Origin of the sequence: Isoptericola sp. BMS4 (assembly GCF_011634835.1) — a bacterium.
In the GTDB taxonomy this organism is placed as follows: domain Bacteria; phylum Actinomycetota; class Actinomycetes; order Actinomycetales; family Cellulomonadaceae; genus Isoptericola.
In genome coordinates this window covers 1,016,989-1,039,981 of the sequence record NZ_SIRP01000001.1, presented here as the reverse complement: position 1 = coordinate 1,039,981, position 22,993 = coordinate 1,016,989, and the positions used below count along the sequence as shown (strand labels likewise).

At 72.4% G+C, this 22,993-nt stretch carries 19 protein-coding genes; 8 read left to right on the top strand and 11 right to left on the bottom strand.

From position 1 onward, the window contains the following. Positions 1-122: 122 nt before the first annotated feature. From EYB28_RS04600 to EYB28_RS04565, 8 genes are all read right to left on the bottom strand, one after another. Positions 123-1,241, bottom strand: a complete 1,119-nt coding sequence (locus tag EYB28_RS04600) for a Gfo/Idh/MocA family protein (protein ID WP_166845240.1) — start codon at positions 1,239-1,241, stop codon at positions 123-125. 22 nt (positions 1,242-1,263) lie between these two features. Then, positions 1,264-2,571 (bottom strand): ABC transporter substrate-binding protein, encoded by a 1,308-nt coding sequence (locus EYB28_RS04595; RefSeq protein ID WP_166845238.1) that lies wholly within the window; start codon positions 2,569-2,571, stop codon positions 1,264-1,266. Positions 2,572-2,654: 83 nt separating this feature from the next. After that, on the bottom strand, positions 2,655-3,359 hold the full coding sequence (locus EYB28_RS04590; RefSeq protein WP_166845237.1) for a hypothetical protein: 705 nt from the start codon (positions 3,357-3,359) through the stop codon (positions 2,655-2,657). 73 nt (positions 3,360-3,432) lie between these two features. Beyond that, a complete protein-coding gene (locus EYB28_RS04585) occupies positions 3,433-4,410 on the bottom strand; it encodes a carbohydrate ABC transporter permease (RefSeq protein ID WP_166845235.1) in 978 nt (325 codons plus the stop codon). Continuing rightward, positions 4,407-5,276: a carbohydrate ABC transporter permease gene (locus tag EYB28_RS04580; protein ID WP_166851680.1), complete on the bottom strand. Its 870-nt coding sequence runs from the start codon at positions 5,274-5,276 to the stop codon at positions 4,407-4,409. The genes EYB28_RS04585 and EYB28_RS04580 overlap by 4 nt, the downstream gene beginning before the upstream one ends. Positions 5,277-5,451: 175 nt before the next feature. Then, positions 5,452-6,771: an ABC transporter substrate-binding protein gene (locus EYB28_RS04575; RefSeq protein WP_166845233.1), complete on the bottom strand. Its 1,320-nt coding sequence runs from the start codon at positions 6,769-6,771 to the stop codon at positions 5,452-5,454. Between the two features lie 320 nt (positions 6,772-7,091). Then, positions 7,092-8,591, bottom strand: coding sequence for a mannitol dehydrogenase family protein (locus tag EYB28_RS04570; protein ID WP_166845231.1), 1,500 nt, complete (start codon positions 8,589-8,591; stop codon positions 7,092-7,094). Positions 8,592-8,652: 61 nt separating this feature from the next. Further along, complete coding sequence (locus EYB28_RS04565; RefSeq protein WP_166845229.1) at positions 8,653-9,660, bottom strand: LacI family DNA-binding transcriptional regulator; 1,008 nt, start codon at positions 9,658-9,660, stop codon at positions 8,653-8,655. A gap of 236 nt (positions 9,661-9,896) precedes the next feature. Between EYB28_RS04565 and uxaC the strand changes: the two genes are divergently transcribed. The 7 genes from uxaC (at position 9,897) to EYB28_RS04530 (ending at position 20,223) form a co-directional block, all read left to right on the top strand. Then, positions 9,897-11,315, top strand: a complete 1,419-nt coding sequence (uxaC, locus tag EYB28_RS04560; protein ID WP_166845227.1) for a glucuronate isomerase — start codon at positions 9,897-9,899, stop codon at positions 11,313-11,315. A gap of 31 nt (positions 11,316-11,346) precedes the next feature. Beyond that, positions 11,347-12,486 carry a mannonate dehydratase gene (gene uxuA, locus EYB28_RS04555; protein WP_166845225.1) on the top strand — a complete coding sequence of 380 codons (1,140 nt, stop codon included), beginning with the start codon at positions 11,347-11,349 and terminating at the stop codon, positions 12,484-12,486. Positions 12,487-12,678: 192 nt separating this feature from the next. After that, positions 12,679-15,198: a TIM-barrel domain-containing protein gene (locus EYB28_RS04550; RefSeq protein ID WP_166845223.1), complete on the top strand. Its 2,520-nt coding sequence runs from the start codon at positions 12,679-12,681 to the stop codon at positions 15,196-15,198. 11 nt (positions 15,199-15,209) lie between these two features. Beyond that, on the top strand, positions 15,210-16,235 hold the full coding sequence (locus EYB28_RS04545) for a TRAP transporter substrate-binding protein (RefSeq protein ID WP_166845221.1): 1,026 nt from the start codon (positions 15,210-15,212) through the stop codon (positions 16,233-16,235). Between the two features lie 8 nt (positions 16,236-16,243). After that, positions 16,244-16,774, top strand: coding sequence for a TRAP transporter small permease (locus EYB28_RS04540; protein ID WP_166845219.1), 531 nt, complete (start codon positions 16,244-16,246; stop codon positions 16,772-16,774). A gap of 3 nt (positions 16,775-16,777) precedes the next feature. Continuing rightward, positions 16,778-18,082 carry a TRAP transporter large permease gene (locus EYB28_RS04535; protein WP_166845217.1) on the top strand — a complete coding sequence of 435 codons (1,305 nt, stop codon included), beginning with the start codon at positions 16,778-16,780 and terminating at the stop codon, positions 18,080-18,082. Positions 18,083-18,150: 68 nt separating this feature from the next. Beyond that, the gene (locus EYB28_RS04530) at positions 18,151-20,223 is read left to right on the top strand and encodes an alpha-glucuronidase (RefSeq protein ID WP_166845215.1); all 2,073 of its coding nucleotides are present in this window, start codon (positions 18,151-18,153) and stop codon (positions 20,221-20,223) included. A gap of 147 nt (positions 20,224-20,370) precedes the next feature. Here EYB28_RS04530 and EYB28_RS04525 read toward each other — a convergent pair whose 3' ends face one another. Beyond that, on the bottom strand, positions 20,371-20,916 hold the full coding sequence (locus EYB28_RS04525) for a ferritin (protein WP_166845213.1): 546 nt from the start codon (positions 20,914-20,916) through the stop codon (positions 20,371-20,373). A 114-nt stretch (positions 20,917-21,030) separates the two neighbouring features. Between EYB28_RS04525 and EYB28_RS04520 the strand changes: the two genes are divergently transcribed. Beyond that, complete coding sequence (locus tag EYB28_RS04520; RefSeq protein ID WP_166845211.1) at positions 21,031-21,486, top strand: carboxymuconolactone decarboxylase family protein; 456 nt, start codon at positions 21,031-21,033, stop codon at positions 21,484-21,486. 45 nt (positions 21,487-21,531) lie between these two features. Here the strand turns inward: EYB28_RS04520 and EYB28_RS04515 are convergent, their stop codons facing one another. Continuing rightward, the gene (locus EYB28_RS04515) at positions 21,532-22,197 is read right to left on the bottom strand and encodes a response regulator transcription factor (protein WP_166845209.1); all 666 of its coding nucleotides are present in this window, start codon (positions 22,195-22,197) and stop codon (positions 21,532-21,534) included. Then, positions 22,194-22,967: a sensor histidine kinase gene (locus EYB28_RS04510; protein ID WP_205710839.1), complete on the bottom strand. Its 774-nt coding sequence runs from the start codon at positions 22,965-22,967 to the stop codon at positions 22,194-22,196. Before EYB28_RS04510 ends, EYB28_RS04515 begins: the two co-directional genes overlap by 4 nt. Positions 22,968-22,993 lie beyond the last annotated feature (26 nt).

Here is a 22,993-nt window from a genome sequence, read left to right as displayed (position 1 = left end):
GGGGCCCCCCCGCCGACCGGCTGTGAGCGTGGTCACGTTAACATCGGCTTCCTCCCGGACGGTCGGGAGGTCGCCGGGCGTGTCAGCCGATGCCACCGGAAGGATGTTGTGGGCGCGACGGGTCAGGTGACCGGGGGCCACGGCGTGCCGGTGCCCGCCATCGAGGCGTGGAACGGGTCGCCGTCGACGATCTCGCCGGCCCGCACGGTGGCGTCCGTGAACGCCGACTTGTAGATCGCCGCGGCCAGCTCGAGGGTGTCGCGGGTGTCCGCGACGGTGACGGGCGGCGTCCGGCCCTCGACCAGGGCACGGTAGGTCGGCACGAGCTGCGCCAGGTGGCCGCTCGCCCCGTCGTCGTCCGACCGCGCCGCGTCGGCGGACCACGCCTCGGCGACGTCCTCACGGCCCTCGACGGGCGTGACCGTCCAGTCGGCGTCGTCGTAACCGTAGAGGTGCTCCAGCTCGACCGTTGCGGCCTCGGTGTCGAAGCGCAGGCGCGACGTCTGGCGCGGCGAGATCGCGGAGTTGGTGATCGTCGCCATCGTGCCGTTCGCGAAGCGCACCAGCGCCGTCGACACGTCCTCCGTGTCCGTGCGCCGGGCGAGCCGGCCGGCCATCGCCCGCACCTCGACCCACGGGCCGAGGACGGCCAGCAGCAGGTCGAACTGGTGGATGCCGTGCCCCATGGTGGTGCCGCCGCCCTCGGTGTCGAAGCGGCCGCGCCACGGCACCTCGAAGTAGGCCGGCGTCCGGAACCACAGGGTGTCGCACTGCGCCACGTAGGCGGCCCCCAGCGTGCCGTCGTCGAGGAACCGGCGCAGGCGCGGGATCCCGGCGCCGAACCGGTGCTGCACGATCTGGGTGAACCGGCCGGTCAGGCCGGCGGCGTGCGCCTCGCGCTCGGCCGCCGCGAGGGCGTCCGCCTCGGCCAGCGACAGCACCGCCGGCTTCTCCACGACGACGTGGACCCCGGCCCGCAGCGCCGCGAGAGCCGCCTCCAGGTGCACGGCAGGCGGCGTGCACACGTGCACGGCGTCCACCTCGCCCGCGTCCAGCAGCGCCCGCAGGTCGGTGCCGTGGTGGGGCACGCCGTGCCGCGCGGCCAGCTCCGCCGCGCGGCCCGCGTCCACGTCCACGACGTGCGTCAGCTCAACGCCGTCGACGCCGTGGGCGGGCAGGGCCGCCAGCGCCTCCGCATGGGCGCCGGCGATCGCGCCGGCACCCAGGATCGTGACCTTCATCGCCCCGTTCCTCCCCTCTGTCTCAGCCGAGCTGGTCCTCGGCCAGCGAGAACCACTGCTCCACGAACTCGTCCACCGTGACGTTCCCGTAGGCCAGCTCCTCGCCGAGCCGCTTGAACTCGGCCTCCAGCGCCCCGAATCCCTCGACGGGGACGGGCGCCGGCTCGGTGATCTGGTCCGCGTACTCCTCCTCGTACGCCACGACGCGCTCGTCGACGGACCCCGGCTCGATCTCCATCGCGTCGCGCTGCGCCTGGGTGGCCGGCACGCCCTTCGAGGTGCCGAAGATGCGCCCCACCTCGGGCTCGTTGACCAGGAAGTCCAGCAGCTCGGCGACGGCGGCCGGGTGCTCGGTGTGCGCGGAGGCCGCCATCTGGAACGTGCGGGCGAACATGTGCTTCTCGCCGTCGGAGCCGGACGGCACCGGCAGCATCGTGATGTCGTCGGTGCCCGACGACGCGACGTACCCGGCGAGGAAGTTGTCCCAGCTCATCTCGAGCGCCTGCTCGTTGACGGTGAAGCCGCCCTCGGGAGCGAGCTGCTGCTGGCGCTGGACGGGGAAGAAGCTGCCGCCCGACCGCAGGTCGTCGCCGGTGTGCAGCCACGCGGCCATGTCCTCGCGGGTGAAGCCGAGCTGCCCGTCGTCGGTGAACGGCGTGACGCCCTCCTGCACCAGGTGCTGCAGGAACGCCCAGAAGACGCCCGTGTAGTCGTTGGACCCGTACAGCACCGGGTCGCCGTCCGCCCCGGCGGTGCTGGCCTTCGCCACCCAGTCGGCCAGCTCGTCCCACGTGTAGGCCTCGGACGGCGGCTCCATGCCGAGCTCCTCGACGACCGCCGGGTTGTAGAACGACGCGAACGTGTTGGTGGCCGTCGGCACGGCGTACACGGCGTCGCCGATCCGGCCGGAGTCGATGAGCTCGTCGGCGAGCTGGGAGGTGTCGATCTCGTCGCCCAGGTACGGCGAGACGTCGAGGAGCTGGCCGGTGCCCGCGTACTCGCGCAGGAACGAGGAGTCGAACTGCATGACGTCCGGCAGCGAGCTCCCGGCCGCCTCGGTCGCGCGCGCCGTCCAGTAGTCGTCGAACGCGACGAAGGAGCGCTGGATGGTGACGTTCGGGTGCTGCTCGGTGAAGAGGTCGAGCGCCTCGGTGTAGCGCGCCGCCCGGTCGTCGTCGCCCCACCACGCGACGGTGAGGGTGACCTCCTCGTCGGGGTCGAACGACGCCGCCGTCCCGGACGGGGTGCCGCCGGAGCACGCGGCGGTGAGCAGGGCGACGGCGAGTGCCGACGAGCCGGCGACGAGCGCACGGCGGGCAGGGGAACGCACGGTGGTCTCCTTCGGGTGGGGGTCCCGGGGCGGCGCCGCCGGGCTCCGGGCGGTGCCCGGAGGGAGATGAGGGGGGTGCGGGGTCAGCCCCGCGGGCCGGAGGCGCCCCCCGGCGGGCGGGAGCTCGGGTCCGCCGCGGCGTGGGTGCGGCGCCGCGCCTCGACGCCGACCACGGCCAGCGCCAGCAGGCCGCCGACGACGAACAGCAGCGCCGGCAGCATCCACACGAACGTGGCGCACAGGCCGACGGCGACGACGAGCAGGACCGACCCGACGAGGTCGTCACGGGCGGCCTCGGCGCCGCGGGCGAGCGCGGACCGCGCCCTGGCACCGGACGGTGTGCCCTCGTCGTCGGACCAGGCCCCCGCGGCGCGCAGCAGGACGACGACGGCGCCCGCGGCGGCCAGGGCCACCACGGCGGCGACGACGTCGGCCCCGGGGAGCACGCCGGACGACGCGAGCAGCAGGTCGAACACCAGCAGCAGGGCGAGCGCGAGCCCGCCGGCGCCGAGGATCCAGAGCGCGCGCACGGCGGCCCACCACTCGCGGGCGAACCGGCCCACGCCTGTGTCGAGGCCCGCGACATGCCGGCGCACGTGCGCCACCGCCGCCGCCACCGACGGCACGGCCGTCACGACGAGCAGGCTCCCGACGGTGGCCAGGACCCCGGCGAGGAGCACCTCACCCAGCAGCCCGAGCGCGGCGCCGGCGCGGGTCGGCCCGGAGGCCCCCGCCGCCCGGGAGGCGGCGGGGCCCCGCGCGGGCCGGCGTCGTGAGGAGTGCGCCATGGTGCGGCCCGTCAGCCCTTGAGTCCTTGGGTGGCGACGCCGTCGACGATGTAGCGCTGGAAGAGGATGAAGATCAGCCCTTGAGTCCTTGGGTGGCGACGCCGTCGACGATGTAGCGCTGGAAGAGGATGAAGAAGATCATCACGGGGACCAGGGCGAGGACGGCCATGGCCATCTGGGCGCCGTAGTCGGACACGGAGGTCTGGTCGACGTAGAGGCGTAGGGCGATGGGTAGGGAGTACAGGTCGGGCTTCTTGAGGTAGAGCAGGGGTCCGAGGAAGTCGTTCCAGGACCAGATGAACGCGAAGATGCTGGAGGTGATGATCGCGGGGCGCATCAGGGGCAGCATGATCGAGGCGAAGATGCGGGTGTGGCCGCACCCGTCGATGCGGGCGGCCTCGTCGAGCTCGCGCGGGAGGTTGCGCATGAACTGGACCATGAGGAAGACGAAGAAGGCCTCGGCGGCGAGGAACTTCGGCGCGAGCAGCGGGATGAAGGTGTTGACCATCCCGAACTGGTTGAACATGACGTACTGCGGGATGATCACGACGTGGAACGGCAGCAGCAGCGTGCCGATCATGATCGCGAAGAACACGCCCCGGCCGGGGAAGTTGATCCTGGCGAACGCGTACGCGCTCACCGAGGCCGACAGCGTCACCCCGACCACTGACGCGATCGCGAGGATCATCGAGTTGGTGAAGAAGGTCCAGAACCCGACCCCGCCGATCCCGGACAGGGCGGTGGCGAAGTTGTCCACGGACATGTTGTCCGACCACAGGCTGATGTTGCCGATGATCTCGTTCGTGGGCTTGAACGAGCTGGTCAGCATCCACACGCCGGGGTAGAGCACCACCACGGTGGCGGCGAGCATCACCGCGTGGAAACCCAGGGCCTTGAGGCCCTTGCGGCGCCGGGCGGCACCCCGGCGGGCGGCCTTCGCCGCCTCACCGTTCGGGTCGTGCCCGCCGGCTCCTCCGGCGCCCGGGGGTAGCGCGGCGGCGGCCTGATTCGACAGGGACTGGGTCTGCGGAGTCGAGGTGTGCGCGCTCATCGGTTGTCTCCGGAGTAGTGGACCCAGGCGTTCGAGGTCTTGAACAAGATCGTGGTGATCACGCCGACCACGATCACCAGGACCCAGGCCATGGCCGAGGCGTACCCCATGTCGAACTGCGCGAAGCCCTTGATGTACAGGTACAGGGTGTAGAACAGCGTCGAGTCCGCCGGACCACCCGTGCCCCCGGAGATGATGAACGCCGACCCGAAGACCTGGAACGCGCCGATCGTCTCCAGCAGCAGGTTGAAGAACAGCACCGGGCTCAGCATCGGGATCGTGATCCGCCAGAACTTCCTGGCCGGCCCGGCGCCGTCCACGGCCGCGGCCTCGTACAGCTCCGCGGGGACCTGCTTGAGCCCGGCGAGGAAGATCACCATCGGCGCACCGAACGTCCAGGTCGCCAGCAGGATGAACATCGGCATCGTCTTGGACGGATCACCCACCCAACCCCCGGCAGGGGCACCGAAGACCTGCGCGATCCGGTCCACGATCCCGTCGTCGATGAACATCGCCTTCCACACGATCGCGATCGACACGCTCGCGCCGATCAACGACGGGGCATAGAAGATCGACCGGTACGCGCCCTGCCCCCGATGCTTCATGTTCAACAACATCGCGACCGCCAACGCCGCGGCCAGCTTGATCGGCGTGCCGACCAGCACATAGATCGCCGTGACTCTCGCCGAGGTCCAGAACCGCGAATCCGCGAACAGATCACGGAAGTTCTGCAACCCGATCCAGCTCGGGTCGTGGAACAAGTCGTAGTCCGTGAACGCCAGGTACAACGACGCCACCATCGGGAACGCCGTCAGCAGCACGAAACCCACCAACCACGGCGACAAGAACGCATACCCGGCACGAATGTCACCAGCACGCGAGACCCGACGCTGCGACGCGTCGCCAAGAACGCATACCCGGCACGAATGTCACCAGCACGCGAGACCCGACGCTGCGACGCGTCGCCACCTCCCCCCGCCCGGGACGCGGACCGCGTCCCGGGCGAGGCGCCGGTCGGTGCGGAGCTCTCGACAGCCATCGTCACTCCGTGACCACGGTGTCGTTCGCGAACGTGAACCACTGGCTGGCCATCTCCTCGACGGTGACGTTGCCGTACTGCAGCTCCTCACCGAGGCGCTTGAACTCGGCCTCGATCTCGCCGAAGCCCTCGACCGGAACGGGTGCGGCCTCGGTGACGACGTCGGCGACGTCCTCCTCGTACTGCACGACCTGCTCGTCCACCGAGCCCGGCTCCACGTCCATCGCGTCACGCTGGGCCTGGACGGCCGGCACGCCCTTCGACGTGCCGAAGATCTTGCCGACCTCCGGCTCGTTGATGAGGAAGTCGATGAGCGCCGCGGAGGCGGCGGGCTGCGACGTGCTCGCGGACGCCGACAGCAGCATCGACGGCTTCCAGAACTGCTGCGGCCCGTTCTCGCCCGACGGGATCGGCAGCATCTGGATGTCCTCGCCGGACTCCGCCACGTACCCGGCCAGGAAGTTGTCCCAGGTGACCTCGGACGCGGACTCGTTGACGTGGAAGCCGCCGAGCGGGTCGAGCTGCTTGGTCTGCTTGATGGGGTAGATGGCCCCGGAGTCACGGAGCTCCTGACCCATCGAGAGCCACTCCGTCAGCTGGGCCTCGTCGAAGTTCAGCGTGCCGTCCTCGGCGAACGGCTCCACGCCCTGCTGGATGAGCCACTCCAGGAAGAACCAGAACGTCCCCGTGAAGTCGGCCCCGCCGTACAGCTGCGGGTCCATGTCGGCGCCGGCCTTCGACACCTCCTGGATCCACGCGCCGTAGTCCTCCCAGGTGTACCCCTCGGCCAGCGGCTCGACCCCCACCTTCGTCAGCAGGTCGGCGTTGTAGAACGTGGCGAGCGTGTTGGTGCTCGTGGGGACGCCGTACTGCGCGCCGTCGATGGCGCCCGACTCCAGCAGCGCGTCGTCGACACCCTCGACGTCGAGGTTGACGCCCACCTGCCCCTCGAGGTCGAGGAGCTGACCGGTGGCGCCGTACTGGCGCAGGTAGGACAGGTCCATCTGGATGACGTCCGGCAGCGATCCGCCGGCGGCCTCCGTGGCGCGGGCGGTCCAGTACGCGTCCCAGTCCTGGAACTGCGTCTGCACCGTGATGTTGGGGTGCTCGGACTCGAAGAGGTCCACCGCCTCCTCGTACATCGAGGCCCGGTCGGGCTCGCCCCACCAGGCCAGGGAGATCGTGATGTCCTCGTCGGTGCTGAGCTCCTCGCCGGAGCCCGGCTCCGCCGTGGTGCCGCCGCCCTGCCCGCAGGCGGTCAGGGCCAGGACGATGGTCGCTGACGCGGCGACAGCGCCGGCAGCCTTGCGCGTGATCCTCATCGGAGCCTCCTCGCTCGTTCGGCGTCGGTGCTGGGCTCGACTGCGAGCACCCTCACGGCCACCGACTGAATCGATACAATAAGCACCATCGGGAAGCGCTGTCCACCCCCCTGCCCCGATCCGCCGGTCACGATCTCGCAACGCAGGCCGAGACGATGGGAGCACGGGGCGCCGGAAGGCGCGCCCCGGAAGGCTACGTGACGCGGGTCACGGAGCCCAACGCCCCAGGTCACGCAGCGGCCGGGACGACGGCCGTCCCTGCCCGTGGGGATCCGGGCCTCGGATCCCGACGAACAGCGACGCCGGACGGCGGGCACGGGTCAGGCCAGCCGGTCGACCTCGGCGACGACCGTGTCCACGAGGCGGGCGAGGGCCGGCGCGTCCCCGGCGATGCGCTCCGGCAGAAGACCGGGCAGCGCCACGAGGGCCCGCGCGACCTGGTCCGGCGCGGCCGCGGCGGCGTCCCCGCCGCCCACCCGGGCCACGGCGGCGCGCAGCTCGGACGCCCGGGGGTCGTCGACCTCACGGCCCGCGACCGCCTCCCGGCGGACCACCTCGGACCAGGCCGCGAGCCCGTACGCCACGCCGGCCGGCACCTCCCCCGCCGCCAGGCGGTCCGCCGCCACGCCGCCCCAGCGCACCGGGATCTTCTGGGTGCCGTCCATCGACACCTGCACCGTGGTGTGGCCCGTCGCCGGGTTGGCGAACCGCTCCAGCAGCGACTCGCCGTAGGCCCGCAGGTCCGCGCCGTCGGGCGGCGTCAGGGTCGGCAGCGCGTCGCCGAACATGTACGCCTCGGCACGTGCCCGCAGCTCCGGGTCGGACACGGCCTCCGCGAGCGTCGCGTGCCCCGCGAGCCGGCCCGCGTACGCGAGCAGCGAGTGGGTGCCGTTGAGCATCCGCAGCTTGGCCCGCTCCCAGGGGGCGACGTCGGCCGTGAACGTGGCCCCCGCGGCCTCCCAGGGCGGGCGCGGGCCGGCGAACCGGTCCTCGATCACCCACTGGCGGAACGGCTCGCCGACGACGAGCCCCTCGTCCCGCACCCCCAGCTCCTCCTGCGCGGCGTCGCGCTGCGCGGGCGTCGTCGCCGGCACGATGCGGTCCACCATCGAGCACGGGAAGGCCACGTCGTCGTCGAGCCAGGCACGCAGGGCGTCGCCGGCGGCGCCGGGGAGCGCCGCGTCCACGGCCTGGCGCACGAGGCCCTGCAGCACCCGCCCGTTGTCGACCATGTTGTCGCAGGTGAGCACGGTGACGGGCCGCCCCTCCCCCGCCGCCGCGGCGGCGCGCTGCCGTGCGGCAAGGCCCCGCACCAGCAGGCCGATCGCGCTCTGCCCGGCGCCGCCCGCGCCCGTACCGGCCTGCTCGGCCGCGAGGGCGTCGAGGTCGGGCCGCACGCGGTCGAGGTCGAGACCGCCGTCGGCGGCGCGGCAGTAACCCTTCTCGGTCACCGTCAGGGTGACCACGTGGGTCGACGGCGCGGCGATGGCGTCCAGCACGCGGGGCGTCTCCTCCGCCGGCCACGCGACGTCGAGCACCGACCCCACCAGGCCCAGCGACGTGCCGTCGACGCCGGCGGTCAGCACGCCGTACACGCCGCCCTGCGGGCGGAGCTGGTCGCGCACCGACGCCGAGCGCTGGGTCACGCCGAGGATCCCCCAGCGCAGGTCGCCGGTGGCCCGCGCGGCCTCCTCGGTGAAGACGGCCTGGTGAGCCCGGTGGAAGGCACCGATGCCGAGGTGGACCACCCCCACCTGGTCGGGCGTCACCGGGGCGGTGACGTGCGGCGGGAGGGTGTCGCGGTGCAGTCGGTCGGTCACGGGGAGAACCTCCGGTCGGTCCGGCGTCGACGCCGGACGGTGGTCGTACGGGTCGGGACGGTCAGGGGGACGACGGGCCGGTGGAGCGCGGCGGCGCCGTGGACGAGCGCACGACGAGCTCGACCGCGCGCGCCTCCTCGGTCTCGGGGCCGCCCGCCGCGGGCGGCGCGCCGACGAGGGCCGACAGCCGGTCGACGGCGACCCGGCCGACGTCGGCCAGGTCGGAGCGCAGGGTGGTCAGCGGAGGCGTCACGAGCTCGGCGACGTAGGCGTCGTCGCAGCCCACGACGGACAGGTCCGCGGGGACGTCGAGCCCGCGGGCGCGCAGCCGCTCGACGAGGCCGACGGCGACCAGGTCGTTGAACGCCACGACGGCCGTCGCGCCGGTCGCGACGACGAGGTCGGCGGCGGCCCGGCCGCCGGACACCTGGGGGCGGAAAGCGCCGAGCTCCACGACCTCCACGTCGTCGAGGCGCTCGGCCGCGGCCGCGAGTCCCTCGCGGCGACGCGCGTCGGACCACGACCGCTCCGGTCCGCCGACGTATGCGACGCGCCGGTGCCCGAGGGCGCGCAGGTGCTCCAGGGCGCGCAGCATCCCGGTCGCGTGATCGACGACGACGGAGGTGAGGCCGGCGACGTGGTGGTTGACGAGGACGACGGGACGACGGCCGAGCGCCTCGACGGACCGGTCGACGGCGCGGGGAGAGCACAGCACGAGACCGTCGGTCTGCGGGGCGAGCCCCGAGACGGACTCCACCTCGAGCCGCGGGTCCTCCTCCGTGTCGACGACGAAGAGGCCGAGACCGCGCTCCCGGGCGCGTGCCTGCGCACCCTTGGCCACGGCGGCGAAGTACGGGTTGGCCAGGTCGGGAACCACGAGGCCGAGCGCGCCGGTCCGTCCGGCACGCAGGCCGGAGGCCGCGCGGTTGGGCCGGTAGCCGAGCTCGCGCGCGGCCGCGGTGACGCGCTCCCGGGTCGGCGCGGCGACCCGTTCGGGCGAGGCGAGGGCTCGCGATACCGTCGAGATGGAGACGCCGGCGGCGCGCGCGACGTCGTGCACCGTGACCATGCGGGCACCCTCCTCCGGGCTTCGGCAGCGTCGTCGACCGCGCGAACGTTTGCCACATTGTGGCACACAGGGCGCGCGAAGCACAGACCGGACCAGCGTCTCGCGATTGTTCACCCCAAGAGATCCCTGTTATTGCGCGGGCGAGCCGCCATCCTTGCCCACACCCCGGGTCGTCGGGTTACGATGCAAACGTTCGCAGCCATCGACGACTTCCACTCGACGACGAGGAGCAGCACGTGAGCGAGCCCTGGACCCTGCACCCCGACCGGGCGCTGCCCGCCGACCCCGGCACCCGCGAGGTGGCCCGGGAGCTCTACACGGCGGTGCGCGACCTGCCGATCGTGTCCATGCACGGGCACGTGCCCGTCGAGTGGTTCGCGCAGGACTCGTCGTTCGGCGACCCCGCCCAGCTGTTCGTCGTCCCGGACCACTACCTGACGCGGATGCTCGTCTCCCAGGCCGAGACGCTGCCCCGCCTCGGCGTCGGCTCCACCGCCGACGAGCCCGTGGAGACGGACCCGCGGGAGATCTGGCGCCGCTTCTGCGCGGGCTGGAAGCACTTCCGCGGCACCCCGACGCGCTACTGGCTGGAGCACGCGCTCGTCGAGATCTTCGGGGTCACCCAGCGCCCGTCGGCCGAGACCGCCGACGCGATCTACGACCAGGTCGCGGCACGCATCGCCGAGCCGGGCTTCCGCCCCCGCGCGCTGCTGGACACCTTCGGCATCGAGGTCATCGCGACCACCGACCCGGCCTGGTCGCCCCTGGACCAGCACGCCAAGCTCGCCGCGGACGGCTACGGCGAGCGGGTGCTGCCGACGTTCCGGCCCGACCCGCTGCTGCACCTCGACCGCCCGACGTGGCGCGACGACGTCGCCCGCCTCGCGGAGGCCGCCGGGACCGACGTCACGACCTACGACGCCTACCTCGACGCGCTGCGCACCCAGCGGCAGCGCTTCGTCGAGGCGGGCGCCCGCGCCACCGACCACGGCCACCTCCTCGCGGACACCACGCCGCTGGACGACGGCGAGGCGCGCCGCGTCTTCGACGCCGCGCTCGCCGGCCGGGTCACCGCGGCCGAGGCGCAGGCCTTCAGCGGCCACATGCTGTTCCAGATGGCCGCGATGTCCGCCGAAGACGGGCTGGTCATGCAGCTGCACCCCGGCGTCCTGCGCGACCACGCGAGCGCCCCGTTCGCGGCGTTCGGCCCCGACCGCGGGTACGACATCCCGGTGGCCGCCGAGTTCACCCGCTCGCTGCGCCCCCTGCTCGACGCGTTCGGCCACCACCCGAGCTTCCGGATGATCGCGTTCACCATCGACGAGGACGTGTACTCGCGCGAGCTCGCCCCGCTGGCCGGGGTGTACCCGGCGCTGCGCCTCGGCGCCCCCTGGTGGTTCCTCGACGCCCCCGACGCCATGCGGAGGTTCCGCGAGAGTGCGACCGAGACGGCCGGCTTCAGCAACCTGAGCGGCTTCGTCGACGACACCCGCGCGTTCTGCTCGATCCCGGCCCGTCACGACCTCGCGCGCCGCGTCGACGCGGGGTACCTCGCCCGGCTCGTGCTCGAGCACCGCCTGGAGCTCGACGAGGCGCACGAGGTCGCCGCCGACCTGGCCTACCGCCTCCCCCTGGCGGCCTACCCCCGCCCCTGACGCCACACCGGAACGAACGAAGGACTTCACGATGAAGATGGGCTTCCGCTGGTACGGCGAGGGGAACGACACGGTCACGCTCGACCAGGTCCGGCAGGTCCCGGGCGTCGAGACGATCGTGTGGAGCCTGCACCACAAGCAGGCCGGCGAGGTGTGGGAGCAGGCCGAGATCGACGCGGAGGTCGCGCGGATCACCGGCCTGACCGACGAGGCGCGCGCCCGCGGCGTCACCCGCACGTTCGACGCCGAGGTCGTCGAGTCGGTCAACGTGCACGAGTCGATCAAGCTGGGCCGCACGGTGCTGGGGCGCAGCCGCGACGAGGCGATCGAGAACTACGTGACCACGATCCGGCGCCTGGGCCGCGCCGGGGTCAAGGTCGTCTGCTACAACTTCATGCCCGTCTTCGACTGGCTGCGCACCGACCTGTGGCGCCCGCTGCCCGACGGCTCGACCGCGCTCTACTTCGAGAAGGCGGTCGTCGACGAGATGACGCCCGAGAGCCTCATCGCCGACATGGAGTCCGGGTCGGGCGGTCTCACGCTGCCCGGTTGGGAGCCCGAGCGTCTCGCGGGCTTCACCGAGCTCAACGCCGCGTACGAGGGCGTCACGCACGAGGACATGTACGCGAACTACCGGTACTTCCTCGACGCCGTGATCCCCGCCTGCGAGGAGGCCGGCGTCAAGCTGGGCGTCCACCCCGACGACCCGCCGTTCGACGTCTTCGGCTGGCCCCGCGTCGTGTCCACGGCTGACGACCTCGCCCGCGTCCTCGACCTGCACCCCAGCCCGTACCACGGGCTGACGCTGTGCCTCGGGAGCTTCTCCGCGAACCCCGCGCAGGCCCCGCAGGCCGCCGACACCGTGCGAAGGTTCGTGGACCGCATCCACTTCACGCACGTGCGCAACGTCAAGCACCTCCCGAACGGCGACTTCACCGAGGTGGGTCACCGCGCCGAGGAGGGCGACGTCGACACGGTCGAGGTCATGCGCGCCTACGCGGAGGCGGGGTACACGGGCTACGTACGCCCCGACCACGGCCGCCACCTGTGGGACGAGAACACCACGAACCGGCCGCGCCCCGGCTACGGCCTGTACGACCGGGCGCTGGGCACCCAGTACCTGCTCGGCGTCTGGGACGCGTTCCGCCGCACCACCCCCGGCCGCGGCTGAGCCGCCGCCGCACCTCGCACGACCTGACCCGACCGACCACGACCCGGCGACGCCCGCGCCACGACGAGCACGGCACCCGCAGGACCTGAGAGACACGAGCACGGACGCTCGCAGCCCCCGCCCGGCACAGCCGTCGGAGACGGAGGCCGACGACGGAGCGACCCGGTGCGACCCGAAGGAGGACGATCGCACGTGCTGACGACGACGCGCGCAGAGACGGTAGAGCTGGTCGACGGGTGGGTCCGCATCCGCACCGACGGTGTCGAGATCCGGCTGCTGCTCATGACCGACCACGTCCTGCGCATCCGCGCGGGCTTCGACGGCGACTTCGCCGAGGAGTCGTACACGCTGGTCACCACGGCCTGGCCGGACCGGCTCGACGCCTTCATGGGTGCCGAGCGCCGCCGAGTCACGCCCCCGCCGGTGGAGCTCGTCGACGACGGCGACCGGGCCGTCCTCACCGGCGGCGCGCTGCGCGTCGAGGTCGAGAAGGACCCGTTCCGGATCCGCGTCTGGGACGACGAGGGGAGCCTGCTGCACTCCGACGTGGCCGGGATCGGCTACCTGCAGGACCCGAACGGGCGCCGGATCCACACCAGCGCCGCGTCCCCCGACGACGCCTACTACGGCTTCGGGGAGACGACCGGTCCGCTGAACAAGGCGCAGAAGCTCGTCACGATGAGCCCGAAGGACGCCATGGGCTACGACGCCCGCGAGACGGACCCGCTGTACAAGCACATCCCGTTCTACCTGCGGCTCGACCGCGGCACCCGCACGGCGGTCGGGTACTTCTACCACAACACCCACGCCTGCGACTTCGACCTGGGCCGCGAGAAGAGCAACTACTGGGAGCCGCACAGCCGCTACCGGGCCGACGGCGGCGACATCGACCTGTTCCTGATCGCCGGGCCGGCGATGCGCGACGTCGTCCGGCGCTACACGGACCTCACCGGCCGGCCGCCGCTGCTGCCGAAGTACGCCCTCGGCCACCTCGCCTCCTCGATGTACTACGCGGAGCTGGACGCCGACTGCGACACGGCGATCACGGACTACATCGACATCGCGCGGGCCGAGGGCATCCCGGTGGACGGCTTCCAGCTCTCCTCCGGGTACACCACGCAGGAGACGCCGGCGGGCCCGAAGCGCTGCGTCTTCACCTGGAACGACGACCGGTTCCCCGACCCGCCCAGATTCTTCCGCGCGATGACCGAGCGCGGCATCACCGTGTCGCCGAACGTCAAGCCCGCCCTCCTGGACGTGCACCCGCGCCTCGACGAGGTCGCCGACGCCGGCGTCCTCGTGGGCCGCAGCACCGACGCCCAGGCACGGCACGGCGAGGGCCCCGCGACGGGCGCCTGGTGGGGCGGGCCCGGCAGCTTCGTCGACTTCACGAAGCCGCAGGCGCGCGAGCACTGGAAGCGCTGGCTGACCGCCGCCGTCCTCGACCAGGGCACGACGTCGGTGTGGAACGACAACTGCGAGTACGACGGCCTGGTCGACGCCGACTCCCGGGTCGACTTCGACGGCACGGGCGGCACCATCCACGGGCTGCGCACCGTCATGGCGAACCTCATGTGCCACGTCACCCGCGACGCGATCGCGGAGCACTCGCCCGACGCCCGCCCGTACATCGTCTGCCGCTCGGGGCACGCCGGCATCCAGCGCTACGCGCAGACGTGGGCCGGCGACAACTCGACGTCCTGGGAGACGCTGCGGCACAACGTCGCGACGATCCTCGGGATGAGCCTGTCCGGCGTCCCGCACCAGGGGTGCGACATCGGCGGGTTCCACGGCCCGCGGCCGGAGCCCGAGCTGTTCGTCCGCTGGGTCCAGCACGGCGTCTTCCAGCCGCGCTTCTCCATCCACTCGGTGAACTCGGACAACACCGTCACCGAGCCGTGGATGTACCCCGAGCACACCGGGACGATCCGCGACGCGATCCGGCTGCGCTACCGGCTCTTCCCGTACACGTACTCGCTCACGGCACGCGCCCGGGACACGGGACTGCCGCTCATGGAGCCGCTCGTCAGCGCCTTCCAGCACGACCCGGGGTCGGACGAGAACTCGACCGAGTTCATGCTCGGCGACTCACTGCTCGTGGCGAACGTCCTCACGCCCGGGGCGACGACGCGAACCGTGCGCCTGCCGGAGGGCGAGGTGTTCTACGACTTCTGGACCCGACGCCGGTACTCCGGCGGGCAGAGCGTCGAGCTGCCCGTGGACCTCGGATCGATCCCGATGTTCGTCCGCGGCGGCGGCATCGTCCCGCTCGCGGGGAACGAGCTCACCAGCCTTACCCGCGACGAGGTGACGGACCTGCACCTGCTGTGCGCCCCCGACCGCGACGGCACGTTCGTGCTCTACGAGGACGACGGGCTCACCCGCGCCCACGAGGACGGCGACCTGCTGCGCACGGAGGTCACGATGCGCGCCGGTGAGCAGGTCACGATCGACCTCGCCCGGCGGGGGTCCTTCCGCAGCCCGGTCCGCCGGGTCCTGCTCGACGTCGTCAGCCCCGACCGGGCTCCGTACTGGGTCGAGGTCGACGGCGAGCGCCTCCCCCACGTGCTGTACCACCGGCGGTTCGAGGACGCCGAGCGGGGCTGGCACTACGACCCGGCACGCGGCGCCGTCCTCGTCAAGATCCCCCGGACCGACGACGACCAGCGCGTCACCGTCTCGTTCGCCCAGTTCGACATGATCGGCATGTGAGGAGCAGGACCATGAAGAAGCTGCTCGCCGTCCTCGCGACGGTGCTGCTCACGACCGGTCTGGCCGCCTGCGCGCCCGCCTCCGGTCCCCCGGCGACCAGCGCCGAGGCCACCGCGGAGAACCCCCTCGTCCTGAGCCTCGCGCACAGCCTGGGCGACACCCACGTCACGTCGAAGGCGCTCGCCGCGTTCGCCGAGGACGTGGAGGAACGCAGCGACGGCCGGATCGTCGTGCGGATCTACGGAAACGGCCAGCTCGGCTCGGAACCGGACGTCATCGCCCAGCTCAACCAGGGCGTCATCGACATGGCGCGGGTCGCCGCGCCCAGCCTGGCGAACGACAGCCCCGCGTACCACACCTTCGGCCTGCCGTACATCTTCGAGTCGAAGGAGGAGTACTACCGGGTGATGGACTCCCCCGAGATGGCGGACTTCTTCCGGTCGAGCGTCGACGACGGCTTCGTCGGCCTGACGTACTACACCTCGGGAGCGCGCTCCTTCTACACCGCCCACACCGCCGTGCGGACCCCCGACGACCTGCGGGGGCTCAAGATCCGCGTGCAGGACATGCGGTCGCAGACCCAGCTGATGGAGGTGCTGGGGGCCGCGCCCGTCGCCATGGGGTTCGGCGAGATCTACACCGCCCTGCAGACCGGCCTCATCGACGGTGCCGAGAGCAACGAGACGGCGCTCACCGACAGCGCCCACGGCGAGGTCGCGAAGGTCTTCTCCCGCGACGAGCACACCCGCATCCCCGACATGCTCGTCATGAGCAGCGACACCTGGCGCACGCTCACGCCCGCCGACCAGGAGCTCATCACCGCGGCCGCGCGCCGCTCCACCAAGCAGCACAAGGTCGCGTGGGACGAGAGCGTCCAGCAGGCCGTCGCCGACGCGGAGGACATGGGGGTCGAGTTCGTCGACGACGTCGACGTCGAGGCCTTCCGCGAGATGTCCCGCCCGCTCGTCGACGAGTACGCCGAGGAGTACCCCGAGGTCGCGGAGCTCCTCGCCACCATCGACGAGGCCAAGGAGTGACGACCACCATGACCACGCACGCACGGCTCGCGAGAGCACGTGGACTCCTCGGGGGGACCCTCGCCTGGTCCGCAGGGATCCTCCTGGTCGCCATGACCGTCCTGGTGCTCGTCCAGGTCTTCACCCGCTACGTGCTGGGCGCCCCGACGGCGTTCACCGAAGAGGTGGTCCGCTACCTGCTGATCTGGACCTCGCTGCTCAGCGCCTCCTACGCCTTCGTGCACCGCAAGCACATGGCGCTGTTCATGGTGCGCGACCGGCTGGCGCCGCGGGCGCGGCAGGGCGTGACCGTGGGCGCCGACGTCCTCGTCCTGCTCTTCGCGGTCCTCGTCCTCGGCGTCGGCGGCGTGATGCTCGCGATCGGTGCCCGGAACGACTACTCCGCGCTGCTGGGCATCTCCCGCGGCCTCGTCTACCTCATCGTGCCCCTGAGCGGCCTGGCCATCACGGCCGCGCAGGCCATGAACCTCTGGGAGGACCTCACGGGCTCGGAGACCGAGCACGTGTCCGAGCCCCCGGCCGAGACCGAAGGGAGCTGACCCGTGGAACCTCTGCTCGCCGCCCTCGTGCTGTTCGGGGTCTTCTTCGTCCTGCTGTTCGCCAGCGTCCCCATCTCCGTCTCGCTGGGGGTCGCCGCGTTCCTCACCGCGATCGTGTTCATGCCGTGGGACGACTCGACGTTCATCACGGGCCAGCAGATGACGTCCGGCATCGACAGCTTCACCCTGCTCGCCGTGCCGCTGTTCATCTTCGCCGGGAACATCATGAACAACGGCGGCATCGCGAGCCGCCTCATCGACGTCGCGCTCGTCCTCGCGGGCCGCGTGCCCGGGTCGCTCGCGCACACCAACGTGCTCGGCAACATGCTCTTCGGGTCGCTGTCCGGCTCCGCCGTCGCGTCGGCCGCCGCGATCGGCGGCACGCTGACCAAGCGGCAGAAGGAGGAGGGGTACGACCCCGCCTTCAGCACGTCGGTGAACATCGCGTCGGCGTCGACGGGCCTGCTCATCCCCCCGACGACGGCCGCGATCGTCTACTCCACCGTCGCGGGTGGCCTGTCCATCTCGGCGCTGTTCATGGCCGGGTACGTGCCCGGGATCCTCATGGGCGCCGTCGTCATGACGATCGCGTTCGTCTACGCCCGGCGCCGCGGCTACACGACCCGGTCGCGGGTCGGGGCCGGCGAGGCGCTGCGGGTCCTGCTGCGCGCCGTGCCCAGCCTGCTGCTCATCGTGGTGGTCGTGGGCGGCATCGTCGCCGGCGTCTTCACCGCGACGGAGGGCGCGGCCGCCGCCGTCGTCTACTGCCTCGTGCTGGCCCTGGTCTACCGCAGCATGTCGTGGGCGAGCTTCAAGGAGGTGGTGGTCAGCACGGTCGTGTCGATGGGCGTCGTGATGTTCCTCATCGCGGCCTCCTCGGCGATGTCGTGGGTCATGGCGTTCACGGGCATCCCGCAGGCCATCACCGACGCGCTGCTGTCGGCGGCGGACTCGAAGGTGCTGATCCTGCTGCTGATGATCGTCATCCTGCTGGTCGTGGGGACGTTCATGGACATCACACCGGCGATCCTCATCTTCACGCCGATCTTCCTGCCGATCACGACGCAGGTGGGCGTGGACCCGATCCACTTCGGCATGATCCTCGTGTTCGCGCTGTGCATCGGCACCATGACGCCCCCGGTGGGGTCGGTGCTGTTCGTCGCGAGCGGCGTGAGCGGCGTCTCGATCGAGAGGATCGTGCCGCGGCTCGTCCCGTTCTTCGTCGGGCTCGTCCTCGCGCTGCTCGCCATCACCTTCGTCCCGGCCCTCTCCCTCGGGATCCCGCAGATGCTGGGCCTGCTGGAATGAGACGGTGGGGTCCCGGACGCCGCGGCGCCCCGGACCCCTGCCCGACCCGAACGACCCCCAAGGACACCATGGTTGCTGTCGACAACGTCACCCAGGACGCCGAGGACGCCACCGCGCTCCCGGCGCCGCACCCCGCATGGCTCCCCGACGCCGTGTTCGCCGCCGTCGGCCGGCGCCGCGTCGCCCTCGCGGACCTGTCCGACCCGGGCCGCGTGCCGCCCCCGGGGCCCGACGGACCGGCCGAGGTGCTCGAGGCGCTGCACGGCGAGATCACCGCCGCGACGATCGCGCACGGCGGCGCCGTCGTCACCGCCGACGAGTCACCGGACCTCGTGCTCCTGCTCACCGACCCCGAGGTCCCCGAGGCGGAGCCCGACGGCGCGGTCGAGGGGTTCCGGCTGCGGCGCACCGACGGCAAGGTCACGGTGACCGCGGTGACGGCGACGTCGCTGCTGCACGGGTTCTTCCACGTCGTCCGGCTCGAGGAGTCCGCCTTCGCGGCCCCGGACGCCGACGAGACGCACGCCCCGGCGGCGGCGCTGCGGATGCTCGACCACTGGGACAACGTCGACGTGCACCCGGTGATGGGCCAGGTGGAGCGGGGCTACGCGGGCGGATCGATCTTCTACGACGACGGCGGGGTGCGCACCGACCTCTCCCGCGCCACGGCGTACGCACGGCTCCTCGCCTCCGTCGGCGTCGACCGGGCCTGCATCAACAACGTCAACGTGCACGCCCGCGAGGCGCGCCTCCTCACCGACGACCTGCCCGAGGTCGCGAGGGTCGCGGCCGCGCTGCGCCCGTACGGCGTGCGCACCCACCTGGCGGTGAGCTTCGCGGCGCCGATGACGCTCGGGGGCCTGCCCACCGCCGACCCGTTCGACGACGACGTGCGCACCTGGTGGCGGGACGCCGCGGCCGCCGTCTGGACGCTGATCCCCGACTTCGGCGGGTTCGTCGTCAAGGCGGACTCGGAGGGCCAGCCCGGCCCGTTCGCGTACGGCCGCGACCACGCCGACGGGGCCAACCTCCTGGCGGAGGCCGTCGCCCCGCACGGCGGGCTCGTGCACTGGCGGGCGTTCGTCTACGACCACCGCCAGGACTGGCGCGACCGGTCCACGGACCGGGCGCGCGCCGCGTACGACCACTTCGCCCCGCTCGACGGCCGGTTCGCCGAGAACGTCGTGCTGCAGGTCAAGCACGGCCCGATGGACTTCCAGGTGCGCGAGCCCGTCTCGCCGGTGCTGGCGGCGATGCCGCGCACGCGGGTCGCGCTGGAGCTGCAGGTCACCCAGGAGTACACCGGCCAGCAGCGGCACGCCGTCTACCTGGGGCCGGCGTGGGCCGAGGTCCTGGGGTTCCGGTTCCGCGGCGAGGACACGCCCGCCCTCGCCGAGGAGGTCGCCGCCTCGGGCGGGTTCGCCGCCGTCTCGAACGTCGGCGGCGACCGCTTCTGGACCGGGCACCCGCTCGCCCAGGCCAACCTCTACGCGTACGGACGCCTGACCTGGGATCCGACCCTCGACGCGCTCGACGTGCTCGACGAGTGGATCACGCAGACCTTCCCCGACGCGTCGACGCTCCTGCGCTCCACGCTGCACACGATCCTCGACGACTCGTGGGCCACCTACGAGCTGTACACGGCGCCGCTCGGCGTGGGCTTCATGGTGCGCCCCGGCCACCACTACGGGCCGGACGTCGACGGGTACGAGTACACCCCCTGGGGCACGTACCACTTCGCCGACCGCGACGGGGTCGGGGTGGACCGCACCCGCGCGACTGGCACGGGGTACACCGGCCAGTACCCGGCGCCGTGGCGCGACGTCTACGAGTCGGTGGAGACCTGCCCCGACGAGCTGCTGCTGTTCTTCCACCACGTGCCGTACACGCACGTGCTGCACAGCGGGTCCACGGTGATCCAGCACGTCTACGACACGCACTTCGCCGGCGTCGAACGTGTCGAGGCGATGGTCCGGCGCTGGGAGGACGTCGCGGGCGAGGTGCCGGACGACGTCGCCGCCCGTGTGCGCGAGCGGCTCGCGGAGCAGCTGCGCTCGGCGGTCGAGTGGCGGGACCAGCTCACCACGTACTTCTTCCGCAAGTCCGGGATCCTCGATGCCCGCGGGCGGACGATCTACTGACCGCGCCCGGTCGCTGTGGGTACGACGATGGCGAGGAATCGGGCCCGATTCCTCGCCATCGTCGTACCCACAGCTGTGGGTACGACGATGGCGAGGAATCGGGCCCGATTCCTCGCCATCGTCGTACCCACAGCGGGCAGGGTGAGGCTAGAGGGCGCCGCCGGCGGCCTTCGGGGCGTCCGCGGACTCGCCGCCGTCGCCGATCGCCTCCCGGGCGACGTAGTTCTCCAGGTCGAACAGGTTGTCCCCGGCGCGCCGGGCGACCGTGAGCAGCGTGTTCGCCGCGGCGACCTCCTCGACCTGCTCCTCGAGGAACCAGAGCAGGAACTGCTCGCCCAGCACGTCGCCCTCGTCGCGCGCCGCGCGGAAGATCGCCTGGATCTGGTCGGTGACCTGCTGCTCCTGGTCGAGCGCGAGCTGCAGGGGCTCCACGACGTCCGCGAAGTCGTTGCGCACCTCCGGGGTGCCCGGGATCGCCACGGGCAGCGACCGGTCCAGGTGGTACTGGACGATCATCATCGCGTGGTTGCGCTCCTCGAGCGCCTGCCGGTAGAAGTGCGCCGCCATCCGGGGCAGGTCGTGGCCGTCGAACCACACGGCGATCGCCATGTACTGCTGGTGCGCCGCCAGCTCGTGGCCCACCTGCTCGGAGAGCAGCCGCCAGAACGTCGAGTCCTTCGTCGTCGCCGCCATGACGCCACGCTAGTGGACGGCGTGCGGCGACGCCCCGTCACGTTTCCCGCCCGCGCGTCGTCGGCACGGTGAGCGGACGGGACCGGCACCCGCCGGCCCGGCGAAAGAGGATCCATGACCGCACGGATGAAGAGCCCCGCGACCTACCTGCCCGAGGTCCTGAGCCCGATGCAGGCCCTCGGCCAGGCGCCCCGCGGGCACGGCGTCCCCGACGAGACGCTGGAGCTGGTGCACCAGCGCGTGAGCCAGATCAACGGCTGCGCCTGGTGCCTGGACTTCGGGGCCCGCGCCGCCCGCAAGGCCGGCATGGACGTGGACAAGCTCGCGGTGCTGGCCGGCTGGCCGGAGTCGCCACGCTTCGACGACGCCGAACGCGCCGCCCTCGCCCTCGCCGAGTCCGTCACCCGGATCGCCGACCGGAGCGACCGCGTGCCGGACGACGTCTGGGACGAGGCCGTCCGCCACTACGACGAGGAGGCGCTGGCGGCGCTCGTCCTGCACATCTCGATGGTGAACGTCTACAACCGGCTCAACGTCACGGTCCGGCAGGTGCCGGGCACGTTCTCCTGAGGGTCCCGGACCGCGCCCCGCACGCCGACGGTGTGCGGGGCGCCCCTACGAGGACGCGCGGGGGGTCACGAGGCCCGACTCGTAGGCGAGCACCACGAGCTGGGCCCTGTCCCGGGCGCCGAGCTTGGTCATGGCGCGGCTCACGTGCGTCTTGGCCGTGAGCGGGCTGAGCACCATGCGCTCCGCGATCTCGTCGTTGGACAGCCCGTGCGCGACGAGCGCCACGACCTCCCGCTCCCGGGGCGTGAGGAGCTCGAGCCCGGCGACGGCGAGGGCGTCCGGCGGGCGGGCCACGAACTCGCTGATGAGCCGGCGCGTGATCCCCGGCGACAGCAGAGCGTCGCCGCGCACCGCCGCCCGCACGGCCGCCAGGAGGTCGGCCGGCTCGGTGTCCTTGACGACGAACCCGCTGGCGCCGGCGCGCAGCGCGGAGAAGACGTACTCGTCGACGCCGTAGTTCGTCAGCATGACCACGTGCGTGCCGGCCAGGGCGTCGTCGGCCACGATCCGCCGGGTGGCCTCGATACCGTCGAGGCCGGGCATCTGCACGTCCATGAGCACCACGTCGGGCCGGTGCTCCCGGGCGAGGTCGACGCCGTCGTGCCCCGTGCCGCCCTCGCCGACGACGTCGATGTCGTCCTCGGCCTCCAACAGGGCCCGGATACCGGAGCGGATCAGCGGCTGGTCGTCGACGAGCACCACGGTCGTCACGAGCGCGCCTCCGGCGCGAGCGGCAGCTCGGCGGCCACGGAGAACCCGCGGGTCTCGCCCGGCTCGGCGGTCAGCCGCCCACCCAGGGCGGTCACGCGCTCGTGCATCCCGGTCAGCCCGTGCCCCGGCGTCGGCGGGCGCCCGGCGCCGCGCCCGTCGTCGTCCACCCGCACGGTGAGCACGCCGGGGCCGTAGGCCAGACGCACGGTCGCGGACGCGTCGCCGGCGTGGCGCGCCACGTTGGTCAGCGCCTCCTGCACCACGCGGTACGCGGTGCGGTCGACGTCGGGCGGCAGGGGGCGGCGTTCCCCCGTCACCGTCACGGCGACAGGGACGCCGGAGGCACGGACCCGCTCGACGAGGGTGTCGAGGCGGGCCAGCCCCACGCCGTCCGCACCGTCGTCGCGGCGCAGCACGTCGAGCGTCGAGCGCAGCTCCCGGGCCGCGTCGTGCCCGGCCTCCTGGATCGCGAGCACGGCCGCGGTCGGCTCCTCGCCGCGCTTGCGAGCCAGGTGCACGGCGACACCGGCCTGCACCGTGACCACGGAGATGCTGTGGGTGAGCGAGTCGTGCAGCTCGCGGGCGATGCGCAGCCGCTCCTCGACCGCACGCCGGCGTGCGGTCTCGTCGCGGGTGCGCTCGGCCTCCTCGGCGCGCTGCTCCACCTCGCGCACGTACGCCTGCCAGACGGCGAAGGCCACCGCGCCGACCCCCAGGGAGATCAGCCACCCCGTGGCGTAGAAGCGTCGCCAGCCTCGATCCGTCCGCACGGTCCACAGCGTAGGAGGCCGTGGCG